Source organism: Thioalkalivibrio sp. ALM2T (genome assembly GCF_000381505.1).
GTDB classification, from domain to species: Bacteria; Pseudomonadota; Gammaproteobacteria; order Ectothiorhodospirales; family Ectothiorhodospiraceae; genus Thioalkalivibrio; species Thioalkalivibrio versutus.
Window position 1 is genome coordinate 94518 of the sequence record NZ_KB906558.1, and the last position, 18579, is coordinate 113096.

At 67.4% G+C, this 18579-nt stretch carries 19 protein-coding genes; 7 read left to right on the forward strand and 12 right to left on the reverse strand.

What is annotated here, in order from left to right; all coding sequences use genetic code 11:
* Nucleotides 1-47 precede the first annotated feature (47 nt).
* The 5 genes from F816_RS14950 (at nucleotide 48) to F816_RS0105155 (ending at nucleotide 5568) form a co-directional block, all read left to right on the forward strand.
* The gene (locus F816_RS14950; protein WP_018146090.1) at nucleotides 48-221 is read left to right on the forward strand and encodes a hypothetical protein; all 174 of its coding nucleotides are present in this window, start codon (nucleotides 48-50) and stop codon (nucleotides 219-221) included.
* Complete coding sequence (locus F816_RS0105140) at nucleotides 211-3138, forward strand: ATP-binding protein (RefSeq protein ID WP_019593806.1); 2928 nt, start codon at nucleotides 211-213, stop codon at nucleotides 3136-3138. Before F816_RS14950 ends, F816_RS0105140 begins: the two co-directional genes overlap by 11 nt.
* Entirely contained in the window at nucleotides 3135-4496 is a 1362-nt protein-coding gene (locus F816_RS0105145; RefSeq protein WP_019593807.1) for a sigma-54 dependent transcriptional regulator, read from the forward strand. The genes F816_RS0105140 and F816_RS0105145 overlap by 4 nt, the downstream gene beginning before the upstream one ends.
* Before the next feature lie 4 nt (nucleotides 4497-4500).
* Nucleotides 4501-5022: an RNA 2',3'-cyclic phosphodiesterase gene (gene thpR, locus F816_RS0105150; protein WP_019593808.1), complete on the forward strand. Its 522-nt coding sequence runs from the start codon at nucleotides 4501-4503 to the stop codon at nucleotides 5020-5022.
* Nucleotides 5023-5343: 321 nt separating this feature from the next.
* Nucleotides 5344-5568 (forward strand): hypothetical protein, encoded by a 225-nt coding sequence (locus F816_RS0105155; RefSeq protein ID WP_019593809.1) that lies wholly within the window; start codon nucleotides 5344-5346, stop codon nucleotides 5566-5568.
* 193 nt (nucleotides 5569-5761) lie between these two features.
* Here the strand turns inward: F816_RS0105155 and F816_RS0105160 are convergent, their stop codons facing one another.
* On the reverse strand, nucleotides 5762-6052 hold the full coding sequence (locus F816_RS0105160) for a hypothetical protein (protein ID WP_019593810.1): 291 nt from the start codon (nucleotides 6050-6052) through the stop codon (nucleotides 5762-5764).
* Between the two features lie 4 nt (nucleotides 6053-6056).
* Nucleotides 6057-7004: a sodium-dependent bicarbonate transport family permease gene (locus F816_RS0105165; RefSeq protein WP_019593811.1), complete on the reverse strand. Its 948-nt coding sequence runs from the start codon at nucleotides 7002-7004 to the stop codon at nucleotides 6057-6059.
* Between the two features lie 149 nt (nucleotides 7005-7153).
* Here F816_RS0105165 and F816_RS0105170 point away from each other — a divergent pair, with 149 nt between their 5' ends.
* Nucleotides 7154-7732 carry an NAD(P)H-dependent oxidoreductase gene (locus F816_RS0105170; RefSeq protein ID WP_019593812.1) on the forward strand — a complete coding sequence of 193 codons (579 nt, stop codon included), beginning with the start codon at nucleotides 7154-7156 and terminating at the stop codon, nucleotides 7730-7732.
* A 45-nt stretch (nucleotides 7733-7777) separates the two neighbouring features.
* Nucleotides 7778-9178 carry a cytosine permease gene (codB, locus tag F816_RS0105175; protein ID WP_369773243.1) on the forward strand — a complete coding sequence of 467 codons (1401 nt, stop codon included), beginning with the start codon at nucleotides 7778-7780 and terminating at the stop codon, nucleotides 9176-9178.
* A 318-nt stretch (nucleotides 9179-9496) separates the two neighbouring features.
* Here the strand turns inward: codB and F816_RS0105180 are convergent, their stop codons facing one another.
* From F816_RS0105180 to F816_RS0105225, 10 genes are all read right to left on the reverse strand, one after another.
* Entirely contained in the window at nucleotides 9497-10018 is a 522-nt protein-coding gene (locus F816_RS0105180) for a phosphatidylglycerophosphatase A (RefSeq protein ID WP_018938466.1), read from the reverse strand.
* Nucleotides 10019-10032: 14 nt separating this feature from the next.
* Nucleotides 10033-11025 (reverse strand): thiamine-phosphate kinase, encoded by a 993-nt coding sequence (gene thiL / locus F816_RS0105185; RefSeq protein WP_019593814.1) that lies wholly within the window; start codon nucleotides 11023-11025, stop codon nucleotides 10033-10035.
* 25 nt (nucleotides 11026-11050) lie between these two features.
* Complete coding sequence (nusB, locus tag F816_RS0105190) at nucleotides 11051-11587, reverse strand: transcription antitermination factor NusB (RefSeq protein ID WP_019593815.1); 537 nt, start codon at nucleotides 11585-11587, stop codon at nucleotides 11051-11053.
* A 48-nt stretch (nucleotides 11588-11635) separates the two neighbouring features.
* Nucleotides 11636-12115: a 6,7-dimethyl-8-ribityllumazine synthase gene (gene ribE / locus F816_RS0105195; RefSeq protein WP_018169400.1), complete on the reverse strand. Its 480-nt coding sequence runs from the start codon at nucleotides 12113-12115 to the stop codon at nucleotides 11636-11638.
* Nucleotides 12116-12192: 77 nt separating this feature from the next.
* Nucleotides 12193-13299, reverse strand: coding sequence for a bifunctional 3,4-dihydroxy-2-butanone-4-phosphate synthase/GTP cyclohydrolase II (ribBA, locus tag F816_RS0105200; protein WP_018169399.1), 1107 nt, complete (start codon nucleotides 13297-13299; stop codon nucleotides 12193-12195).
* Between the two features lie 24 nt (nucleotides 13300-13323).
* Nucleotides 13324-14007, reverse strand: coding sequence for a riboflavin synthase (locus tag F816_RS0105205; RefSeq protein WP_019593816.1), 684 nt, complete (start codon nucleotides 14005-14007; stop codon nucleotides 13324-13326).
* 372 nt (nucleotides 14008-14379) lie between these two features.
* Nucleotides 14380-15555, reverse strand: a complete 1176-nt coding sequence (ribD, locus tag F816_RS0105210; protein WP_019593817.1) for a bifunctional diaminohydroxyphosphoribosylaminopyrimidine deaminase/5-amino-6-(5-phosphoribosylamino)uracil reductase RibD — start codon at nucleotides 15553-15555, stop codon at nucleotides 14380-14382.
* The gene (nrdR, locus tag F816_RS0105215) at nucleotides 15555-16136 is read right to left on the reverse strand and encodes a transcriptional regulator NrdR (RefSeq protein ID WP_026333136.1); all 582 of its coding nucleotides are present in this window, start codon (nucleotides 16134-16136) and stop codon (nucleotides 15555-15557) included. The genes ribD and nrdR overlap by 1 nt, the downstream gene beginning before the upstream one ends.
* Before the next feature lie 31 nt (nucleotides 16137-16167).
* Complete coding sequence (gene glyA, locus F816_RS0105220; RefSeq protein ID WP_019593819.1) at nucleotides 16168-17427, reverse strand: serine hydroxymethyltransferase; 1260 nt, start codon at nucleotides 17425-17427, stop codon at nucleotides 16168-16170.
* A gap of 280 nt (nucleotides 17428-17707) precedes the next feature.
* Nucleotides 17708-18502 (reverse strand): transglutaminase family protein, encoded by a 795-nt coding sequence (locus F816_RS0105225; RefSeq protein WP_019593820.1) that lies wholly within the window; start codon nucleotides 18500-18502, stop codon nucleotides 17708-17710.
* Nucleotides 18503-18579 lie beyond the last annotated feature (77 nt).

Here is an 18579-nt window from a genome sequence, read left to right on the forward strand (position 1 = left end):
CAGGATCGCTTGCTCGCGCACCGCAAGGTGCTTGCGAGCGGCTGACGATGGACGCCCCTCGCGCCATCCTGATCGCCCTGCTGGGCGCATTGCTGTTTCTGAGCCCGCTGGTCCTCTGGGTTGCCTACCTGAGTCCTGCCTGGTGGTGGCCCTTCACGGCCTGGGCGCTGTTCGTCGTGGCCATCGCGGCACTGAGCCGGAGCGGGCGCCGTGACCCTTAGCCTGGGTCTGATCTACGCGGTCGGGGTGGCCTACCTCGCCCTGCTATTCGGCATTGCGTTCCTGGCCGACCGCGTCCCCCGAGTAGGCCGACTGGCGGCCAATGGCTGGGTGTTCAGCCTGTCGCTGGGGGTGTACGCAACGTCCTGGACCTTCTACGGCAACCTTGGTTTCCTCGCCGACCAGGGCTACCTGTACCTGACCATCTACCTCGGCGTGACCCTGGCCTTCGCCGCTACCCCCTGGCTGCTGCGTCCCCTCCTGCGCCTGACCCGCGAGCAGCAACTGACCTCGCTGGCCGACCTGTTCGCCTTTCGCTACCGCAGCCGCTTCACCGGACCCGTGGTCGCCCTGTTCATGCTCGCCGGGGTGCTCCCGTACATCGCCCTGCAGATCAAGGCCGTGGCCGAGTCCGCCGCCGTGCTGACTGCGGAGACCCCGCCGCATCTGCTCGCTCTGACCTTCAGCGGCACCATCGCGCTGTTCGCGATCCTGTTCGGCGCCCGCCACATCGCCCCGCGCGAAAAGCATGCCGGTCTGGTGCTGGCCATCGCCTTCGAGTCCATCGTCAAGCTGATCGCCATCCTCGCGATCGCCGCCGTGGCGCTATACGCCGTGTTCGGCGGCCTCGGCGGGCTGAACGACTGGCTGGCCGCCCACCCCGAGGCGGTCGATGCGCTGTACGAGCCGGTGCGCCAGGGCGGCTGGTTCGCGATGATGATCCTGGCGTTCGCGGCCGCCTTCCTGCTGCCACGCCAGTTCCACATGCTGTTCACCGAGAACATCAACCCGCAGGCACTGAACACCGCGGCCTGGGCGTTCCCCGCGTTCCTGCTGCTGCTGAACCTGCCGATGCCGGTGCTCTACTGGGCCGGGGAGGCGGCCGGGCTGGGCATCTCGCCCAACTATTACGCCATCGGCATCGCCGGGCTACTGGAGTCACCCAGCCTCGCCCTGCTGGTCTTCATCGGTGGGTTGTCCGCCGCCAGCGCGATGATGATCGTGACCACCCTGGCGCTCGCCCATATGGGCACCAACTACCTCTCGCCACTGACCCGACTGCACGAAGAGGAGCGCAGCGCCAACCTCTACACCCGCCTGCTTTGGGGGCGGCGCATCTGGATCGTGTTCATCATCGGGCTCGGCTATGCCTTCTACGGCCTGCTGCAAGTCGTTGAGGGCCTGGCGCAGCTGGGTCTGATCTCGTTTGCCGCGGTGGCGCAACTTCTCCCGGGCCTGATCGGCCTGATGCTGTGGAAACAGGCGACCCGGGTCGGATTTCTCTTGGGCCTGGGGGCCGGGATTGCCGGCTGGGCGTTCACCCTCGTCATGCCTTTGCTGTCGGATGCCGGGATCGCGACGGCCCTGCCTGACCCGCAACGCCTCTTGCGCGCGGAGATGCTGGACCCGTGGACCTTCGCGCTAATGCTGAGCCTGGGCGTCAACGCGGTCCTGTTCGTCGTCGGCTCGCTGCTGACCCGGCCGAACCCCGAGGAGGCCGAGGCCGGCCGGGCCTGCTGCCCCAACGAATCGACCGCCACCGGCGCGGGCCTGCCACTGGCGGGCGACGTCACCGAAATGGAAAACGCACTTGCGGCCACCCTGGGCCCGGGCACGGCGCGCCACGAGGTCCAGCGCGCCCTGGATGATCTCGGCCTGCCCCGCCATACGCGTTCACGCGGCGATCTACGCCACCTCCGCGAACGGATCGAGCGCAATCTCTCCGGCCTGCTGGGGCCGGTACTGGCACGCATGATCGTCGACCAGCACCTGCGCCTGGACGCCGCCGGGCGCCACACCCTGAGCGAAAGCCTGCGGCGGATCGAGGAACAGCTGGAGACCCGCCCCTTGCCGCTGTCCGGCCTGGCGGCCGAGCTGGATGCCCTGCGCCGCTTTCATCGCCAGATCCTGCACGAGCTCCCGCTGGGGGTGGCCAGCCTCACCAATACCGGCGAGATCACCGGCTGGAACCAGGCCCTGGCGCAGCTCACGCAGGTCGCTACGGAAGACGCCGTGGGCCAGAACATCGGTCAGCTCGACAGCCCCTGGAGCGGCCTGCTGACCGCCTTCCTGGAGAGCCCGGACCGCCAGTGGTACAAGCTGAACGTGGATCTGCCCACCGGCAACCGCCGCCTGAACCTGCACCGCTCCGAACTGCAGGATGCCCAGGGTCAGGTGGAAGGCCGCGTGGTCCTGATCGAGGACGTGACCGAACGCGCCCAGCTCGAGTCCGAGATCGCCCACGGCGATCGCCTCGCCTCCATCGGCCGCTTTGCCGCCGGGGTCGCGCACGAGATCGGCAATCCACTGACCGGTATCGCCTCGCTGGCGCAGACCCTGCCCCTGGAGGACGACCCGCAGGAGATCCACGGCATCGCCGACGACATCCTCGCTCAGACGCGACGCATCAACGCCATCGTGCAGTCGTTGATCACCTTTGCCCATGCCGACGAAGGCCCATCGGCCGGACACTTCGAGACCATCGCACTGGACGAGCTCGTGGCCGAGGCCATCCGCCTGATGCGCCTGGCCGGGCGCAACGACCTGCAGTTCACGACCTCGGGTCTCACGGGGCTGCACGTCCGCGGCTCGCATGCCACGCTGTTGCAGGTGTTCATCAACCTGCTGACCAACGCCGAGCAGGCCTCGCCCGAAGACGCCACCGTCGCCATCGCGGCCCGACTCCACGGACGGCATGTCCAGATCACCATCGACGACGCCGGCCCCGGAATCGACGCATCCAGCCTGGAACGGCTGTTCGAGCCGTTCTTTACCACCAAGCCGGCCGGCCAGGGCACCGGCCTGGGGCTGCCGGTGGCCTACAGCATCGTGCGCGACCACGGTGGTACCCTGATGGCCGCAAACCGCCCCGAAGGCGGTGCCCGTTTTCTTCTGACACTTCCACGCGACGACTCATGACCCGCATCCTGCTCGTTGACGACGAAGCCCCGATCCGCCGCGCCGTGCGGCGGTTCCTGGAGCATCACGGCTTCGAGGTCGGCGTGGCCGAGAACCTGGCCGAGGCGCGGGCCCTCGCAGCCGCCGATCCCTACGATCTGCAACTGGTGGATCTGCGCCTGCCGGATGGCGAGGGCATCGAGCTGCTGCCGGAGTTCACCCGCACGCCCACGGTCATCATGACCAGCTACGCATCGGTCCCCTCGGCGGTCAACGCGATGAAGGAAGGCGCCGCCGACTACATCGCCAAGCCCTTCGATCACGACGCCCTGCTGCTGACCCTGCGTGCCGCGCTGCGCGCACGCGCCGAGCGCGACCGCCCCGCCCCGGAAACGGCCGACGCGGATAGCAATGCGTCTCCCCGCCCCGGGCTGGGCCTGGTTGGCGACAGCGCGGCCATGCAACAGCTGCGTGATCAGATCCGGCGTGTGGCCACGACCCATTCCACCGTGCTGTTGCGCGGCGAGTCCGGTACCGGCAAGGAGCTGGCCGCGCGCGCCCTGCACGAGCTGAGCCCGCGCGCCAGCGGCCCGTTCGTTGCGGTCAATTGCGCCACCATCCCCGAGGGTCTGGTCGAGGCCGAGCTGTTCGGTCACGCCCAGGGTGCCTACACCGGTGCGGTCAAGGCGCGCACCGGCCTGATCCAGAGCGCCCACGGTGGCACGCTGTTCCTGGACGAGATCGGCGAACTGGCGCCTGCGGCCCAGGCCCGCCTGCTACGGGTCCTGCAGGATGGCGAGCTCCGCCCGGTCGGGGCCAACGAGAACCTGAAGGTGGATGTGCGCCTGCTGGCGGCCACCCACCGCGACCTCGAGGCCATGATCGAGGAACAGGCCTTTCGCGCCGATCTCTACTACCGCCTGCGGGTCCTGGAGTTGTCCATCCCGCCCCTGCGCGAACGGCGCGAGGACATCATCCCCCTGGCACGACATTTCCTCGAGGCACTGGCCGGTTCGGGGCCAGTGCCACAACTGTCACACGCGGCACGCCAGGCCCTGGAGTCGCAAGATTGGCCCGGCAACGTGCGCGAGCTGGCGAACGCCCTGGAACGCGGGTGGGTACTGAGCCCGGATGGCTGCATCGAAGCGGACCACATGGGGCTCTCGACGGGCACCCCGGTCCAGGACGACGAGATCCCCAACCCCGCGTTTCCGACCCGCAAGGGCAAGGGCTCGAGCCTGAACGAGTATTTCCGCCATTTCGTGCAGGAAAACCAGGGCAGCATGACCGAGACCGAGCTGGCCCGGGCCCTCGGCATCAGCCGCAAGACCCTGTGGGAACGCCGTCAGCGCGAGAATCTCCCCCGCCCGCGCGGCTGAACCGGTGGCGGCACTCCCCGAAGCCCGACGGGTCTTCCTGGCCCTGTGGCCCGACGACTGCACACGCGCCGCACTGGCCCGGCTTGGGCAAGAGCTCGACGGCCCCGGCCGACCGGTCCCGCGCGATCACCTGCACCTGACGCTGGCCTTCGCCGGAACGATCCCGGTCGGACAGGCCGACTGTCTGGCCGGGCGCATCACGGAACTCGCCTGCGCGCCAATCGACCTGACCCTGGATCATCTGGGCCACTTCACCGGGCCGCGCATCACCTGGGCCGGTCCCGCCGCGCCGCCCGCCGCACTGGCCGACCTCGCCGAGCAGGCACATGCCCTGTGCATCGACTGCGGTATCGACCTCGGCCCGCCGCGCCCCTTCCGACCCCACGTGTCCCTGCGACGCCACGCCGCGCCGCCCGACACCGAACGCATCAAACCGCCCCTGCGCTGGCTGGCGAACACGATTGCGCTGATCGAGTCGGGAAAAGACGGCCATCCGGGGCCCTACCGCATCCTCGCCCGGACCTGACCAGCCCGCGCGCGCGGCGGGCCAGCGGCGGCCGGGGGAGTCGGATCAGTCGAGGGGCGGAAGGTTGTCCGTTGCCGAAGGGTCGGCTGGCTGAGCGGGGTCTGCCGGATCGGCTGGCTGGGTTCCGGCACCCGGTCGCGTCGGTGTTCCCTCGCCCAGCGGCGGTGCATCCTCGCCCCGGGGCTGGCGCTGCTGTCCCAGCGGGGGCGCATCCTGGGGCTGCCCTTGTCCTTGAGGTTGACCCTGTCCCTGGGGCGGAGTCGGCGCTCCGCTTTGCCCCGGTGCTGGCTGGCCACCGCGCTCCATCTGCCCGGGAGCTTGTTGCCCCTGCCTGCGCTGGCCAGGCTGCTCCTGCGGCTGCCCCTGAGGCATGCCCTGCCCACGCTCCTGACCCTGGCCGCGCGGCATGCCGCCCTGGCCCGGGACCTGCTGACCACCGGCCGGTGGGGCACCCTGTTCGGCGGGCGGCATACCCTGGCCCATCCCGCCCTGTGGATCCCCATGTTGCGGGGCCTGCGCGGATGCCGAACCGGCGGCAAACAGTGAACCCAGCGCGATGGCCAGGGCCGTGCTACGAAATCTCGTCATTGGGAGCCTCCTGCAGGCTGTAACGCCGTTCATTCAGGCCCCCTTGATAGCAGCCAGACCCCGCGACCCCCAAGGGTGACAGTCGAGTTCCCGGAAATTCCGCGAAACACTTCACTCCATGGAAACTCGATTCCCCGGACCCGGTGCTTCCCTAATTCTTCAACGCCACCGGGATGGTGAACATCAACAAACCATAGTCCGCCTCGTACTGTTCCTTGAACCGGGCTGCGATGCGATCGCACAACTCGGCCGAAGCCACCACCTCGACCTTGATATTGCCACCCTGGCGCCAGTTGCCCCGGCGCTTGCCATGCCGGCCCCAGCCGCGCGCGTCAGTCACCGTGTAGCCGGCCGCGCCCATGCCGCGCACCTCGTCGATCAGCATCTCCTCCAGGATCGCCTCGGCCACCACCGTCAGCAGATGCATGTCATCGGATTCCATCGCACTAGCCTCCCAGCGAATAAAGGATCTGGGCCATCCAGAAATACAGCGGCACACCCAGGAAGATATTGAACGGGAACGTGACCCCCAGCGAGGCGCCAATGGAAAGCGCCGGATTGGCCTGGGGCACCGCGATACGCATGGCCGCCGGTGCGGCGATGTAGGAGGCACTCGCATAGAGGGTCGCCAGCAACAGCGTACCGCCCATCGACATGCCCAGCGCATACCCCAGCAGCGTACCCAGCACGGCCGAGACAATCGGCATCACGATCGCGAAGGTCACCAGAAAGAAGCCGTACTGGCGCACGTCGGCGATGCGACTGGAGGCGACCAGCCCCATCTCCAGCAGGAACAGCGCAAGCACGCCCTTGAACAGATCGAAGAACATCGGCTCCAGCGGCTGGATGTGCACGGGCCCCGCGATGAAACCGATCACCAGGCCGCCGGCCAGCAGGAAGATACTCTTGCCGAAAATCACTTCGTGCATGGTCTTGCCCCAGCGCGTCGGGCCCTTGCTGCCCATGCGCGCCAGCAGGATGCCGATGATCAGGGCCGGCATCTCCAGCAGCACCAGGAAGACCACCATGTGGCCCTCGTAGTCGATCCCGCGCGACGCCAACAGCGCCACCGCGACCGAGAAGGTCACCACCGAGACCGAGCCATAGTGCGCCGCGATCGAGGCCGAGTCCGCCCGCGGCATGCGCCCCACCCAGCGCAGAACCGGGAACGCGATCAACGGGATCAACGAACCTACCGCCAGCACCGCCAACCCCGGCAGCAGCAAGGGCAACAGCTCGCTCTCGGCCAGCTTGACCCCACCCATCAGGCCGATCGCCAGCAACAGATAGATCGAAAGCGCCTCGTAGATCGCCATCGGGATCTTTAGATCCGACTTGGCGAGGCCCGCAATGGCGCCCAGCAGGAAGAACAGTACAACCGGATCGAATGCCATCTCGCCTCCGTGTGCTGAAGCCGCAATGCGCTGCAACTTGCACCCTAATCGTAGGCGAGACCCGACCGGCAGAAAACCATTGCGTGACAACAAGCCCCGTCATCTAATCTAGGCTTGAAGAGAAGTCTTCCCGGCACGAGGACAGCTGCATGACGCGCATCCTTATCCTTCAGGGACACCCCGACCCGGCCGAAGGCCACCTCGACCACGCGCTGGCCGATGCCTACCGCGAAGGGGCCGAGAAGGCCGGCGTCGCGGTAGACACCCTGACGATTGCCCACCGTGACTTTCCGTTGCTGAAGAACCAGGCCGAGTTTGTCGGCGAGACCGTTCCGCCCGCGATCCTCGAGGCGCAGGAACTGATCGAGGTCGCCCACCACATCGTCCTGATCTATCCCCTCTGGCTGGGCGATATGCCGGCCCTGGTCAAGGGCTTCCTGGAACAGACCTTGCGCCCGGCATTCGTCGGCGATGGCGACATGAACCGCCTGCGCCACACGCGGCTCAAGGGCCGCTCGGTGCGCATCGTGGTCACCATGGGCATGCCAGCGCTGGCCTACCGCTGGTTCTATGGGGCCCACAGCCTGAAGAGCCTGGAACGCAACGTCTTCCGCTTCTGCGGCTTCGGCCCGATCCGCCACACCCTGATCGGGCAGAACGGCGGTGACGCCGCCGCCCGCGAACGCTGGCTGAAGAAGATGCGCGAGCTCGGACACGCGGCACGGTAACCCTGTGGCCGGTACACTCGTGCGGTCTTCCGACCGGCCGTGCGCGTGAATCACAACGACCACCCCCTAAGCGAAGTCCCGGATCATGCCCGCAAGGGCTTCTGGTCCATGACCGTGGTGCTGTTCGGGTTCACCTTCTTTACCTCGACCCTGTGGGCCGGCGGGTCGCTGGGCCTGGCCTTCAGCTTCGGCGAGCTGATGCTGGTGATCGCGCTGGGCAACCTGCTACTGGGGACCTACGCGGCCACGCTCGCCTACATCGGCTGCAAGAGCGGGCTGCACACGGTCCTGATGGGGCGTTTCTGCTTCGGGGAATGGGGCAGCAAACTCTCCGACGTCATCCTCGCGTTCACCCAGATCGGCTGGTACGCCTGGGGCACGGCCACCGTCGCGATCATCCTGGTCGAAACCACCGCCCTGCCGGAACCGATGGAAGTCGGGCTGATGGTGCTGTTCGGGTTCGCCTTCTGCATCACCGCGATGATCGGCTATCGCGGTCTCGACTGGCTCTCCCGCGTCGCGGTACCGGTCATGCTCCTGTTCATCCTGTTCACGCTGTTCATTGGGATCGGCGACGCCGGCGGCCCCGGCGGCCTGCTTGGTCAGGACCCGAGCACCGAGATGGATTTCCACGCCGCCCTCACCATCGTGATCGGCACCTTTGTTGGCGGTGCAACCCTCGCCACCAACTGGACCCGCTTCGCCCGCACCCCGCGCATTGCGGTCATCGCGACCCTGGCGGCCTTCGTGCTGGGAAACGGACTAATGGTCCTGACCGGCGCGCTCGGCGCCCTGATCTACCACGAGGCCGACATCGTCCACGTGATGCTGGCGCAGGGTTTCGTGACAATCACGGTACTCATGCTCCTGCTGAACATCTGGAGCACCCAGGACAACACCATCTACAACTTCGGCGTGGCCGGCTGCAATCTGCTGCGCACCCAGCGCCGGCGACTGGTCACCGTGCTCGGGGCCGCGATCGGCACTGCGCTCGCGGTCGCCGGGATGCATGACTATCTGGTGCCGTTCCTGATCCTGCTAGGGACCTTCATCCCGCCGCTCGGCGGCGTGATCGTCGCCGACTTCTGGCTGCGCCATCGTGGGCAATACCCCCGCCTGGGCTCGGCCCGTCTGCCCGGGTTCCACTGGCCCGGCCTGCTGGCGTACGCGGCGGGATCCGCCGCGGCGTACTACGCACCCGTGGTACCTCCTCTGGTGGGCATCATCGTGGCAACGGCTGCCTATGCCGTCCTGATGGCGCCCGCCTCACCCGCCGCGTGGCGCCCAAGGGCCACGCGACTTGGGTTAGGGCCCGATCAAAGTCCCGGCAGGGACGGCGTCGGCAGCGTAGGTGGTTTCGGAGGATCGGACGGGTCCGGCAGCGGCGGATCGTCCGGAGTCGGCGCCGAGGATGAACTGGGCGCCCGCGGGAGATCCAGGCGCTGATCGGGGCGCGAGTCTCCGCGGCGCTGCCCCGGCGGGGTCCCACCATGCCCGGGCGGCCAATTGCCCGCCGCGGGCGTGTCTCCACTGGCGCCCGGAGACCCGGGCGGCGGCCCGCCCGACGGCTGAGCCTGCGCGCCACCGAACGCCAGAACGGCGCCCATGACCGCAACCTGCGTCAGGGAACGAAAGAGGGACTTCATGCCACTCACTCCTTGCGTCGTTGCCTGCCCCTGAGGCGTCCGCGCGCACCCATGGTTCCCGGCAGCCTGTGACTCTGCCAAGTCCATCACGTCCAGGGAAACACGGTTCAGCGTCTCCCTAAGCCTCGACCACCAGCTGTTGAAACAGCCCCCCCAGGATCACCAGCGCGAACCCCGCGTACAGGCCCGCCACGACGTCGTCCATCATGATCCCGTGGCCGTCGTGCCACTTTTCATCAAAGTAGTTCGCCGGCCAGGGCTTGAGGATGTCGAACACCCGGAACAGCAGGAAGCCGACGACCACCCACATCAGCCCCGCCGGGGCAAACGCCAGCGTGATGAGCATGCCGGCCCATTCGTCCCAGACGATGCCGGGATGATCGTGCACGCCCAGCTTACGCGCGCTTTCGCCACAGATGTGGAAGCCGGCCATCACCACGACCACGGTGATCGCAAGGTAGGCCCACTCCGGGAAGTTCATGATCGCGAAATACAGCACCAGTGCACCCAGCGAGCCGGTGGTGCCCGGGGCCCAGCGCGACAGGCCACTGCCGAAGCCGAACGCCAGCAGGTGAATGGGGTCGCCGAACACGGTTTTTACCGACGGCATCTTCGGATTGCGGATCTTCTGCTCCGGCATGGCTCCCCCTGTCCCTATTCTTTTTCTGTGTGCGCGAAATGATCGTGGCCCGACCGCGCCACGTCCAGCCGTTGACCGTTTGCATCCTCCACCACCACTCCCGCACCCTCGGTGCACTCGCCGATCACGGTCAGCGGGACGTCCACGCTGAACGCCAGCAGGTCCAGCGACTCCCCCGGGGGCAGGGCGAACAGCAGCTCGTAGTCCTCGCCACCGCTCAGTGCGCAGGAACGAGCGGGCTCTTCGGAACCCTCCGCCAGCAACGGGTCAAGCGGTACGGCGGGCCAGTCGACTCGCGCACCGCAACCCGAGGCGGCACACAGATGGCCCAGGTCCGCCAGCAGGCCGTCGGAGATATCAATGGCGGCCCGTGCGCGGTTGCGCAGACCACGCCCCAGACTCAGGCGCGCCGTGGGCCAGAACAGGCGGGCGCAGGCGGGGCTCGAGGCGTCTACGGGACTCCCTTCTGCACGCCGCTGCGTCTCGTGGGCCAAACCGCAGGCCGCTCCGCCCAGCGCACCGGAAACCACCAGGCGATCGCCAGGCCGGGCACCTTCGCGCCGCAGGGCCTGGCCGGCGGGCACCTCGCCCAGGACCGTCACGCTGATCGCCAGCGGACCCCGGTTGGTATCCCCGCCCACCAGCGGGATCCCGACCTCCTCGGCCAGCGCCAGAAAGCCGTGGCTGAAACCCGCAAGCCAGTCATGATCCACACGCGGCAGGGTCAGCGACAACACCGCGCCCAACGGCTCGGCCCCCATCGCGGCCAGGTCACTGAGATTGGAGGCCAGGGCCTTGTGGCCCACGCTTGCCGGCGGGTGATCAGGAAAGAAGTGGGTGCCCTCGACCAGGGTATCAACGGTGACGACCAATTCGTGGCCGCTACGCACGGCCAGCAGGGCGGCATCGTCTCCGATGCCCAGACGCACGCCATCGGCAACCGCGCCCGCGCTCGGCGTGCGGAAATAGCGCTGGATCAGATCGAATTCGGAATCGGGGCCGGCCATGGCCGTAGTGCTGACCCGCCCGGGGTCAGCGCGGGGTGGAGCGCTCGGGGCCGCGCAGGTCGGCGGAGAGCCGGTCCAGCACGCCGTTGATGTAGCGATGCGACTGCTCGGCACCATAGCGCTTGGCCAAGTCGACGGCCTCGTTGATCACTACGCGGTAGGGCACCTCGAAGCGTTCGGCCAACTCCCATTGGCCCAACCACAGCAGGGCGTGCTCCACCGGATCGAGCTGATCCAGCGGGCGGCCGAGGTACGGCTCCATGCGGGCATCCAGGGCCTCGCGGTCGCCGGTCACGCCGATCAGGAGTTCGCGGAAGTACTCGGCATCCGCCTTGGCGTGTTCCTCGTCGTCGCGGAACTCGGCCAGGATGTCTTTTGGGTGGGCGCCCGTGATCTGCCAGGAATATAGCGCCTGCATCGCGCGCCGGCGCGCGAAGGAACGCGCATGCCGCGCCCGCTGCTCGGGCGTGCTGCGCGGGCGCCGGGCCCGAGCGGACTTGCCGGCATCGGCATCCTTGCGCGGGGCACCACCTTCGGGGCGGGGATCAGAGGGTTCAGTCACGGCAAGCCTGTTCGGGTGGACGGATAACACTGGGTAGGCAGTGCGGGATCAGCCGCGCAGCTGGCGCATCAGGCTGACCATCTCGATCGCGCCCATGGCGGCATCGGCGCCCTTGTTGCCGGCCTTGGTGCCGGCGCGCTCGATCGCCTGCTCGATGGAGTCGGTGGTCAGCACGCCGAAGCTGATCGGCAGGTCCTCCGCCATCTGCACCTGCGCCAGACCCTTGGCCGCCTCGCCCGCGACGTAATCGAAATGCGGGGTCGAACCACGGATCACGCAGCCCAGGGCGATCACGCCATCGTACTGCCCGGAACGGGCCATGGCCTGCGCCGCCAGCGGCAGTTCATAGGCACCCGGCACACGGGCGATGGTCAGGTTCGTCTCCTGCACCCCGTGACGCTTCAGGGTATCCACGGCCCCTTCCAGCAGGCGTTCGACGATCAGGCTGTTGAAGCGCGCCAGCAGCAGGCCATAGCGATGGTCGGCGGCGTCGGTGAATACGCCTTCCAGGGTCTTGATCTCGGACATGATGAACTTCCGGTTGGGCTGATGAAGGACCCGCGGGCCCCGTTTTCGAATGGCGCTAGTGTAGCACCGCCGTCGGTCTACTCGTGGACGTAGTCCACCACCTCCAGGCCGAAGCCCCCGAGGCCGTGGAAGCGCTTCGGCGCGGACATCAGCTTCATGCGCCCGACGCCGCAGTCGGCGAGAATCTGTGCGCCGATCCCGTACATGCGCCATTCGGCGGAGTTCTCGCGCCCGCTGCGCTCCTCCGGCGCGGGCTGACCGATATTCTCCAGCCGCTGCGCCAGGGCGTTGCCACTCTCGTGCTTGCGCAGCACCACCACCACGCCTGCGCCCGCCTCGTCGATCCGGCGCAGGGCATCATCCAGCGGCCAGCCACGATCCGGACCGGCATAGCCGAGGGTATCGCACAGCGTGCTCTCCAGATGCACGCGCACCAGGGTGTCCTGGTCCGGCTTCGGCTCGCCACGCACCAGGGCAAAATGCAGTTCGTGGTCCACTTCGTCCTCGAACGCCAGCAGGCGAAACTCGCCATGCTCGGTCGGGAACGGACGCTCGGACACTCGCCGGACCGTCTTCTCGTTCTCGATGCGGTAGCGGATCAGATCCTCGATGGTGCCCATCTTCAGGTCATGCTCGGCGCAGAAGCGTTCGAGATCCGAACGCCGCGCCATGCTGCCGTCCTCGTTCAGGATCTCGACGATCACCGCGGCCGGCTCGGCCCCGGCCAGGCGCGCGAGATCACAGCCGGCCTCGGTGTGTCCGGCGCGCACGATCACCCCACCCGGCTGCGCCATCAGCGGGAACACGTGGCCCGGCTGGACGATGTCCTCGGGCGTCGCATTGGGCGCCACAGCGGTGCGGATGGTGTGCGCACGATCGTAGGCGGAGATGCCGGTGGTCACGCCCTCGGCCGCCTCGATCGACAGCGTGAAGTTGGTGCCATGCACGTCGTTGGTGTCGGTCACCATCAACGGCAGCGCCAGCTGCTTGCAGCGCTCGCGGGTCAGCGTCAGGCAGATCAGCCCCCGGCCGTACTTGGCCATGAAGTTGATGTCTTCCGGACGCGCGTGCGAGGCGAGCATCAGCAGGTCGCCTTCGTTCTCGCGGTCCTCGTCGTCGACGATGACCACCATGCGTCCGGCCTGAAGCTCTTCCAGGATGGTTTCGGTATTGGAAAATTCCATAGATTCCTGCTTTCGGCCGCGCAGTTAGTCGCGCGAACCGGAGTGATTGGGAAAGCCCTGCTCGGCCAGCCAGGCCTCGGACAGATCGCCCGCCTGCCCGCCCGGCTCGGCCGCGCGATCGCCCAGCATCAGGCGTTCCAGATAGCGGGCGATCAGGTCCACCTCCAGGTTGACCGGCGTGCCCACTGCGTACACGGCAAACCGGGTCAGTGACCAGGTGTGCGGGATGATGTTCACCTCGAACTCGGCGCCGTCCACCCGGTTCACCGTGAGGCTGGTGCCGTCGATGGTGATCGAGCCCTTGGCCGCGATGTAGCGAGCCAGCGCCGCCGGCGCGCGAAACCGCACGCGGGTGGAGCGCGCGTCCGGCTCCATCGCCACGACTTCGCCCACACCGTCGACATGCCCGGACACCATGTGCCCGCCCAGGCGATCACCCAGCGCCAGCGCACGTTCGAGATTCACCCGATCCCCCGGACCGAGATGGCCCAGCGTGGTGACATCCAGCGACTCCCGCGAGACATCGGCGGCAAAGCCATTGCCCGGCAGACCGGTCACCGTCAAGCAGACGCCGTTGACCGCGATGGAATCCCCCAGGCGGGTATCCGACAGGTCCATCCCGGTCGCATTGACGTGCAAGCGCACATCGCCACCGCTGGGGGTGAGGCGCTCCAGGCTGCCAAGGGTCTCGATGATTCCGGTAAACATGGATGTCCACTCGTTCGGTCGGGTCCGGAGCACAATGCCGGGCCACAGGCGCCCCATCATAGGGAAACGCTAATGAATTCGCACCACGACCCGGGCGTTTATAGTGGCAACGCCTATCCTCGCAAGTCCTTCAAGGGCCATCACGAAGCCCACGAAGACACGATGCAGGGTCAGGCGATTGCAGATCGGAAGGCGCTTAGAACGAAGCTGAACAGGGGCCCTATGGTTTATCCGGCGCCGAGGCGTTGGATCCCCGCGCCTCGAGCTCCATCATCCTCCCCGATCATCCTCCCCGTCTTCCTGACGATCGCTGTTGCTACTTGCCCCGCCCGCTCTTCCTGTCGTCGTGCGCTTCATGGTGCAAACAAGTCCTTACGAACGCGGACGGGCAAGCAGGCGCAGGGTATCGCCGACCCAGCGGGTGTCGATGACTTCGAGTTCGGCACGTTCGGCCATGCGGGCCAGTGGCCACTCCACTAGGGGACGGGCGCTGGAACCCATCAGCAACGGCGCCTGGTAGATCAGCCACTCGTCGACCCAGCCACCGCGGGCGAGCGCACCGGCCAGGCCGGGGCCGGATTCCACGTGGAGTTCGTTGACCTCTGCACGTCCCAGCTCCGCCAGCACCGCACCCAGATCAAGCCCACCCTCGGCAGATTCCTCCGCCAGCGGCACGGCCCGCACCTCGGCACCCTTGCCGCGCAGGGCATCCGCCGCAGGCGAGCCCACCACATCGGGACTAGTGAGGATCCAGACCGGCCCATCACGCAGGATCTGCGACCCCGGGGGGGTGCGCAGGCGCGCATCGAGGATGACGCGCAGTGGCTGCCGGGTCGGCAGATCGTGATAACGCGGGTGATCCGGGAAGCCGGCATGAGCAGCCAGGTCGAACGGCTTCATGCGCACATTCAGGCGCGGGTCATCACCAACCACGGTGCCACTGCCGGTGACGATCGCCCCGGCCCGCGCCCGCCACAGTTGCACGTCGCGCCGCGCCGCCTCGCCGGTGATCCACTGCGACTCGCCGGAGGCCATGGCCGTCCGCCCGTCCAGGCTCGCCGCCAGCTTGACCCGCACCCAGGGGCGCCCCTGCTCCATACGCTGCACGAAGCCGGGGTTCAGCGCCCGTGCCTCGGCCTCCAGCACGCCGCTGTCGACCCGAATACCGGCCGCCTGCAAGGCATCGATCCCGCTCCCGCATACCTGTGGGTTCGGATCCAGCATCGCGATCACGACCCGCGCCACTCCGGCTCGAATCAGCGCATCGGTGCAGGGCGGGGTACGCCCATGATGACTGCAGGGCTCCAGGGTGACGTAGGCGGTCGCGCCTTGCGCAGCCTGGCCGGCCGCCTGCAACGCGTTCACCTCGGCATGCGGATCGCCGGCCTTCCAGTGCAGGCCCGCGCCCACCTCCCGACCCTCACGCACGATCACGCAGCCCACCCGCGGGTTCGGATCCGCGGTGAAGCGGCCGTATTCCGCCAGTTTCAGGGCGCGCGCCATGTGCCGGCGGTCGGCAATCACCTGCTCGGTCGTGGGCGCTTCCATTACGTCCCCTCCTGCGAGCCGCCGTCCGTCTCCGGAGTGGCCCGTCCGTCCGCCGCGGATTCCGGGGCGATTCCGGCCGCCTCCTCGTCGATCAGGCGCATCTGCGAACGGCGCATCTCCGGGCTGAGGTCATCCTCCAGCCGTTCGATCGCCTCACGGAAGGACTGCACACTGGCGAAGCTGAGATAGATGGAGGCAAAACGGATATAGGCCACATGGTCGAGGACGTGCAAGGCCGCCAGCACCATTTCGCCGATGCGGTCGGACTTGACCTCGGGGGCCGTGACGGCCGAAAGCTGGCGCTTGATGTCGTCGATTACGCGCTCGACATCGTCGGTCTTCACCGGGCGCTTGTGCAGTGCCCGGCGCAGACCGCTGCGCAGCTTTTCCTCGTCGAAGGCGACCCGTTCGCCGGAACGCTTGACCACCCGCGGCAGGCTGAACTCCGCCCGTTCGAAGGTGGTAAAGCGCGCACCACAGGCGCGGCACTGCCGCCGGCGCCGGATCTGTTCCTGCTCCGGGCCGGCCACCCGCGAATCGACCACGCGGGTGTCCTGATCATGACAGGACGGACAACGCATCCCGGGCCGTCAGCCGGCCAACTGGCGGTGGTTATTCGCCGTGGCCGTACACCGGGAAGCGACGGCAGATCTCGAGGACCTTCTCGCGGGTCGCGTCGATCACCTGCTCGTTCTCGTGATCATCCAGCACGTCGGCGATCCAGCCGGCCAGCTCGCGGGACTCGGACTCGGTGAAGCCGCGAGTGGTCAGCGCGGCGGTGCCGATGCGAATGCCGGAGGTTACGAACGGGGACTGCGGATCGTTCGGCACGGCGTTCTTGTTGACCGTAATGTTGGCACGGCCCAGCGCGGCGTCCGCGGCCTTGCCGGTCATGCCCTTGGCGACCAGGCTCAGCAGGAACAGGTGGTTGTCGGTACCGCCGGAGACGATGTCGAAACCACGTTCGACCAGTACCGCGGCCATCGCACGGGCGTTGGCGATCACCTGCTTCTGGTAGGTCTTGAATTCCGGCTCCAGGGCTTCCTTGAACGCCACCGCCTTGCCGGCGATCACGTGCATCAGCGGGCCACCCTGGGTGCCCGGGAAGATCAGCGACTGGAACTTCTTGTTCAGTTCCGGCTGACCCTTGGAGATGATGAAACCGCCACGCGGCCCGCGCAGGGACTTGTGCGTGGTGGAGGTGACCACGTGGGCGTGATCGATCGGGTTGGGGTATTCGCCCGCGGCGATCAGACCGGAGACGTGGGCCATGTCCACCATCAGGTAGGCGCCCACGGAATCGGCGATCTCGCGGAAGCGCTTCCAGTCGACCACGCGCGAATAGGCGGAGAAGCCGGCGACGATCATCTTCGGCTTGTGCTCGGTGGCCAGGCGCTGGACCTCGTCGTAGTCGATCAGGCCCTCGTCGGTGATGCCGTACTGCACCGCGTTGTAGATCTTGCCGGAGAAGTTCGGCTTGGCACCGTGGGTCAGGTGGCCACCGGCATCCAGGCTCATGCCCAGGACGGTGTCATGCGGCTGCAGCAGGGCCATGTACACCGCGGCGTTGGCCTGGGAGCCGGAATGCGGCTGCACGTTGGCGTAGTCGGCGCCATAGAGCTGCTTGAGGCGATCGATCGCCAGCTGCTCGACCACATCGACGTGCTCGCAGCCGCCGTAGTAGCGCTTGCCCGGGTAGCCCTCGGCGTACTTGTTGGTCAGCACCGAGCCCTGCGCTTCCATCACGCGCGGGCTGGTGTAGTTTTCCGACGCGATCAGCTCGATGTGCTCTTCCTGACGCTGCGACTCGTCGCGGATGGCATTCCAGAGGTCGTCGTCGTAGCCGTGGATACTCATGTCGATCGAAAACATTCGGGTCTCCCGTTCAAAGCGTTGGATTCAGCGGATTTCGGCGCGCCAGCTACTTGGGGCGCTGCCGCAAAAAGGCCGCCAATCATACGCCATCCGGCCCTTCTTTTCAGGCCGGACGTCTCCCGACACGGCCGCTGCGGACCCCCGCCCCCCCTTCCAAGACCGGTGTTTCACAAATCCGATCAGGCACTTTGATGCCCGGCCACACCCCGGGAAGACCAGGGGCACAAACCCCTTCCGCTCATCCGGAAAACGGGCCGCGGGCGCTTGCTCCAACGCCTCAGTTCGGCCCTTCGATTTGGCGCACATTCACATCGTGGCGGGTCGGGTATACCGGCAGGCCGAACTGGTTGTAGACCGCCACATCGGCCGCATCACGGCCGTAGCCCACGACCACGTAGCCACCCCGCAACTCGGCCTGGGTCGCATCAAAGGTATACCAGCGCCCCCCGACGAAGGCCTCGAACCAGGCATGCATGTCCATCGGCTGCAGGCCGTGCAGGTACCCCACCACCATGCGCGCCGGGATACTGAGACTGCGGCACAGTGCAATCCCGAGATGCGCCAGGTCGCGACACACCCCGCTCCCGCGCTGATTCACCTCCGCGGCCGAGATCGGGATATCGCTGGTCCCCGGGAGATATTCGATGCGCTCGCGCAGCCACTGCTCGATGGCCGCCACCTGGTCGTAACCCAGCCACTGGCCGGCGGTGATTTCGGTCGCCATCAGGTTGAAGCGATCCGATTCGCAAAATCGGCTCGGCAGGAGATAACTCAGTACGGCATCCGGCAGGGACTGCACCTCGACAAACGGTGCGCCCGGGGCCCGGTCGAGGGCCTCGGCCGTCTGCACCTCCGCCGCGGTATGGATGGAGAACGTCCCTGGCGGCGCGATCAGGCGCTGGCAGAGGTTGCCGTAGATGTCGACGAACTCGGACACTGGCGCCGTCGGCACCAGGCGATATTCCTCGCGCGCGACCCATTGCAGCGGGCCACTGCGCGGTCGCAGCATCAGCACAAACGGCGTGGGTTCGACGATCTCGAACTCGAAGTCACAACGGGTCTCGAGCCACATGAACGGGGCCTCTTGGGGTGAACCTCCTACACTACGCCCTGCCCGGCGGCGGGGCTACACGCAGGTGGCCCTGGCAG